A 5,302-nucleotide genomic window follows, 5' to 3' on the forward strand; every position below is an offset into this window, starting at 1 on the left:
CTTGACTAGGGGAGAACATGGTCAGCATGAGGCATCCATCTTCTGTAGAGGTTTCATGATGAACAGTCCCAATTTCTGCACGGTGAAAATCTCCAACATGCAGCAATTGCCCCCCAATAAAGCAGGTGCCCTCTAAAACGTAGAATTCTTCTGGAGCCGTGTGTTGATGGGGAGTAAAAGCACTCTGTGGATCCATTCGCGCAAGAACGGTCATTCGCCCTTGTGTATGGTCGAAAGACAGCAGTTTCACCCGAATACCTGGTCCGATGGTTCGCCAGTCCTCATCTTGCGAACGAACGAACGTGAAACCGGGATCTCCAGGTTTTCCGGGGGATTCAGGAGGGGCCGTTGTCTTTACCGGTTTTGCCTGTCGATCGGCAGCTATTCGCTCCAGCAAGGTTGCACGGAGGGAAGATGACGGTGCCATTGGTGTCGCGGAAAGGCCAACGAAGTCTGCCACATTCTGAAAATCTTTCACGGCCTGACATGTTGCACATCCTTCAGCAACGAGCTTCTCGAACGCTTCCTTCTCCTGCCCTTCAAGAACGCCTAAAGCGTAGAGTGCCGCCTGTTCCAAAACTTCATCGCTGGGTTTGTGTTGGATCATGGAATAAGCCCCTCTTCTAGAGGACCAAGTACGTGACGTAATTTTATCATACCCAACCGGATTCGGGTTTTCACCGTTCCAAGTGGTTCGCCAACCTGACTAGCAATTTCCCGTTGACTCAGCCCTCCAAAATACGCCAATTCGATCATTTCCCGCTGCTCAGCAGGCAAGGAGTTGATGGCCTTTCGCACAATTCGACATTGTTCTAAATAGACGCTGCTCTGTTCGGGATCACTTTCTACACCAGGCTCACTCGCGACCCTTTCCATGGGTTCGCGGGCCTCTCGATCTTTCTTCCCTATCCGAAGGCGATCAATTGCTCGACTACGAGTCAACACCGCCAGCCAAACCATAGGGGCACCTCTGCTTTGGTCAAATTGTCCTGCCTGTCGCCAAACCTGAAGAAACACATCCATCGTGACTTCTTCTGCCATGGTCGTATCACCCAGCACTCGAAATCCCAGACCATACACATACGATGAGGTTCTATCATAAAGGTTCCCCAACGCGGTCTCATCCCCTTGAGCCGTTCGGCCAATAAGTTCTACCAGTTCCCGATCCCACACACTGAGGTCCTTGACCTTCTGAGGGCTCGATAATTCCGATATTCCCTCGCAATTTTTATTACGAGTCTCATCCAACATGTGGATTCATTCTTTCAGTGAAAAACTTGTTCACGCGACTCCACCTCAAGCTTGGCCAAAAATACACAAAAAAATAGATCCAAATTTATTGGTCATCACGTAAAGGCTTATAAAAGCATCTAACCGACACAAATACAATCGTGTCCGGACAACTTTACCAACTCTTTCACCACAATCAAAGGAATCACCATGCCACGCACCACGCTGCACAAATTCCTTCCAGTCTTCATCTCAACGATGATGGCCATTCCAGCATTTGGGGCCAGCCACCGCGAAGCCCCACTCATTGCCCTTGATCCTGCAGCGGATAATACGGATACCTATGCGTTCCGTAGCTGGGAAGATCCTGACAAGATCGTATTTATCTTGAATACCATTCCCGGTCAGGATCCCGCGGACGGGCCAAATTATTTCGCATTTGACGATACGGTGTTGTACGAGATTCACATTGATAATAATAAAGATGGAAGAGCAGAGGATCTTGTGTACCAGGTTCGTTTTCAAACGGAAACCCGCCCCGCTCTTGGTTCATTGAACTTCCCCCTCCCCTTTGTGGGAAACCCCAATATTGGCGCGGTCCCTGCTCTCCAGGGCATCACAGCACTTGACGGCCCTGGATCAGAAGGTTTGACCCGCCGGCAAACCTTTACGGTTACCGAAAAGAGGAAAAAGAGAAACACATTATTCAAAGGGCAAACACTAGTGGCAGTTCCGTCCAACGTCGGCCCGGCGACCATGCCCAATTATCAAGCACTTGTAGACCAGGGCATGTATACGGATAGCGAAACAGGGATCCGTGTGTTCGCCGGTCAACGCGCGGAAACTTTCGCGATTGACCTGGGAGCGGTGTTCGATACGGTAAATCTTCGCAGATTCCCCCCGATTCTCGATGAGAATGAAGACAATAACGATGATGCGAATCCCTTCGGGATCAATCGGTTTAGCGGCACAAATATCAATAGTATCGTGATTGAAGTCCCAATTTCACGGGTGACCAATGACGGGCAATCAGCAGATTCTACGCATCACTCGCATATTGGCATGTATGCTTCCACGAGCCGGAAGCAAGTGAAATTGCTGAAAGGGAATGGACGGTCCTTAGAAGTTGGAAAAGATGTCCAAGTTTCGAGATTGGCCAACCCTCTGGTCAATGAGTTGATTATTAATACCCCCTACAAAGATCAGTGGAACGCTGCCGAGCCCCAAGATGAAGCTCAATTCCAGGAATTCTATAAAGCGCCGACTCTGGCCACCGCCCTTAATTTAATTTTCGGACTTCCGGTCCCGACCACGCCACGGACCGATCTCATGCAAGTATTTCTGAAATATCCGGGACAACCCTTAAATGGTTCCAATTGCGGGTATCCATGTTCAGACCTCTTGCGTCTGGACGTCAGTGTTCCCCCAACAGCTCCTGAACACCAGAAACGATTGGGAGGCCTAGCCACCCCTCCGGATCCGGCTGGTTTTCCCAATGGCCGCCGTCCAAATGATGATGTCACAGACATCGGCACGCGTGTGGTCGGAGGGCAAGCGTTTATCGAGAATCGAGTGGGAGATGGCGTGAATTTTTTGGAGAATGCACCGGGAGCCGGGACTTCCCAGGTGACGGCCAATGGCATCGCCAAAACATTCCCTTATCTCCCCAATCCCTTTGACGGTCGTAATCGGCAACATCGGGATTGTGGGGAAAACGGAGTGAATCCCTGTAATTAATTTTTGAAAAGCAGGAGAGGACTGTAGCCTCTCCTGCTTTGTTCACCGATATTTTACACATAACCTCTACCTGGCAGTGGGATGACCAATGAGGACCTTTCCCCGATTAGTATTAAAATTCCGACCGAGTCGGCCCCAAGAGTCTCTGGCTGTTAGCGGTTTCCTGGGTTGCTTCATGCTGGTAATGATGTGGAACGCCGAAAGCGTTCAAGCCACTCCCTATCTTCCCGATTTCGATTCAACAGTCTTGGAGTATGTCCCTCAATCAGAAAATCCTCGTGTTCGTCAACTTCGTACAGCACGGTTGGAACTCTCACAAGACCCTGGAAAACTTAATTTGGCTATTCACTTGGCTCGACAATTGGTTGAATTGGGCCGTGCCGAAGCCGATCCTCGATATGACGGATATGCCCAGGCGGCCCTTCAACCTTGGTGGAGCCATTCAAGTCCCCCGACTGAGGTTCTATTCATTCGAGCATTGCTTCGCCAACGCAGTCATCATTTCAACGAAGCGTTGGAGGACCTGACCCGGATTCTTCACAATCAACCCAAGCATGCCCAGACCTGGCTGACTCGCGCGGTCATTCACCAAGTGCGCGGCCACTATGATGAAGCCCGAAGAAATTGTTTGCCCCTCCTCAGGCTCGCGGATGCCTTAGTTTCGACCGCGTGTATCGCAAACATTGCGAGTGTGAATGGACAGGCCCAAGAAAGCTACAGCACCCTTTTGCATATGTTCTCTTCCACTCCTTCCGCCGACCCTCAACAAAAACTCTGGACGCTGACGATTTTGGCAGAAACCGCCGCGCGTCTAGGACAATCGTCCCACGCCGAGCGGCATTTTGAGCAAGCCCTTTCTCTCGGACGACGGGATACCTATCTATTAGGGGCTTATGGTGACTGGCTGTTAGATCAGCACCGCCCAGACGAGGTACACGCGCTGCTGGGCAAGGATCTTCGTGCAGATGGGTTACTCTTACGGGCTGCCCTCGCCTATCAACAACTCAACAGTCCGAAGCTGCCACAAGCCATCGCGAATCTCACTGCACGATTTGCCGACAACTGCCTTCGTGGAGACGCACGACATCTGCGCGAGGAAGCCCGCTTTACGCTGCATCTATTGAAACAGCCGGACAGGGCACTTCGAATGGCCCAGGAAAATTGGGAGGTGCAACGAGAACCGTGGGATGCCCGCATTCTCCTGGAGGCTGCACTTTTTTCAGGAAACACCACTGCCGCTCAACCAGTCATTAAATGGTTAAAGACCGTCAAGCTTGAGGATCAACAGATTAGACGCTTAGCGAAACAATTGCCATGATCCAATTGGTCGTATTCCTATTCTCGTCAATACTTCTTTTGTTGTGCCCTGACATCACAGTGGCCCACAAACCGAGTGATAGTTATCTCCGCCTTGAAATTAAGGAGAACGCTATTAACGGGCAGTGGGACATTGCCCTGCGAGACTTGGATTATGCCATGGGTCTGGATGCAAACGATAACGGTGCCCTCTCCTGGGGAGAAGTACGAACCCAACAGGACAATATTTCAAGTTATGCCCTTTCCCGCCTGCAACTGAAGGTGGCCGATGCAGGATGTTGGAACCAACTACAAAACCTTCTGATCGACCATCACAGTGATGGGGCCTATGCCGTGCTGCAATTTTCCGCCAACTGCCCCACCAGACCCACGAACCTTCATGTACAGTATGGGTTATTCTTCGATTTAGACTCACTCCATCGTGGACTGCTCAAAATTCATCATGAGGCGACCACACAAACCGCGGTGTTCAGTCCGGAACAATCAGCCGTACAATTTGATCTCACCGCACAGACCTTTTGGCGAGAATTTTTTGAATTTGGCCGTGAAGGCGTATGGCATATTTGGATTGGCTATGATCATATTCTTTTCTTGATTAGCCTCCTTCTTCCATCAGTCCTATTGTGGAAGTCAGGACAATGGGAAGGGGCTGAATCCTTCCGTCAGGTCTTGAGCGAGGTGCTCTCTATTATTACGGCGTTTACGTTAGCCCATTCCATCACATTGAGTGTTGCGACGATGGGACTCGTGACACTGCCTTCCCGATGGGTGGAGTCGGTCATAGCCGGCTCGGTGATCCTAGCGGCCATGCATAATCTTTTCCCGGTTATTCACATTCGCCGTTGGATCGTCGGCTTTGTTTTTGGCTTGATTCATGGTTTTGGCTTTGCATCGGTCTTGACAGATTTACGTTTACCGACGACATCGCTGTTTGTGGCATTAGCCGGATTTAACATTGGAGTCGAAGCTTGCCAACTGGTCATCGTGAGTGCATTTCTACCGCTGGCTTAGGCCATAC

Annotated in this window: 5 protein-coding genes; 3 read left to right on the forward strand and 2 right to left on the reverse strand. The window is 50.5% G+C overall.

Annotated elements, in window-relative coordinates; translation table 11 throughout:
• A partial coding sequence (locus tag AAH187_RS18620) for a cupin domain-containing protein (RefSeq protein ID WP_342349989.1) occupies window positions 1-607 on the reverse strand: 607 nt, incomplete at its 3' end.
• Window positions 604-1,251: a sigma-70 family RNA polymerase sigma factor gene (locus tag AAH187_RS18625; RefSeq protein WP_342349990.1), complete on the reverse strand. Its 648-nt coding sequence runs from the start codon at window positions 1,249-1,251 to the stop codon at window positions 604-606. The genes AAH187_RS18620 and AAH187_RS18625, both read right to left, overlap by 4 nt.
• 189 nt (window positions 1,252-1,440) lie before the next feature.
• On the opposite strand from AAH187_RS18625, the gene AAH187_RS18630 reads away from it, so the two are divergent.
• From AAH187_RS18630 to AAH187_RS18640, 3 genes are all read left to right on the forward strand, one after another.
• Entirely contained in the window at window positions 1,441-2,967 is a 1,527-nt protein-coding gene (locus AAH187_RS18630) for a DUF4331 domain-containing protein (RefSeq protein WP_342349991.1), read from the forward strand.
• A 175-nt stretch (window positions 2,968-3,142) separates the two neighbouring features.
• Window positions 3,143-4,285, forward strand: coding sequence for a hypothetical protein (locus tag AAH187_RS18635; protein WP_342349992.1), 1,143 nt, complete (start codon window positions 3,143-3,145; stop codon window positions 4,283-4,285).
• A gap of 59 nt (window positions 4,286-4,344) precedes the next feature.
• Entirely contained in the window at window positions 4,345-5,295 is a 951-nt protein-coding gene (locus AAH187_RS18640; RefSeq protein WP_342349993.1) for a HupE/UreJ family protein, read from the forward strand.
• Window positions 5,296-5,302: the final 7 nt, after the last annotated feature.

Source organism: uncultured Nitrospira sp., assembly GCA_902500695.1.
In the GTDB taxonomy this organism is placed as follows: Bacteria; Nitrospirota; Nitrospiria; order Nitrospirales; family UBA8639; genus Nitrospira_E.

What these genes read in the sequence shown, in the direction of transcription:
- AAH187_RS18635 (WP_342349992.1), top strand. Translation starts at nt 3,143, where the DNA reads ATGCTGGTAATGATGTGGAACGCCGAAAGCGTTCAAGCCACTCCCTAT.
- AAH187_RS18625 (WP_342349990.1), bottom strand. Translation starts at nt 1,251, where the DNA reads ATGTTGGATGAGACTCGTAATAAAAATTGCGAGGGAATATCGGAATTA.
- AAH187_RS18630 (WP_342349991.1), top strand. Translation starts at nt 1,441, where the DNA reads ATGCCACGCACCACGCTGCACAAATTCCTTCCAGTCTTCATCTCAACG.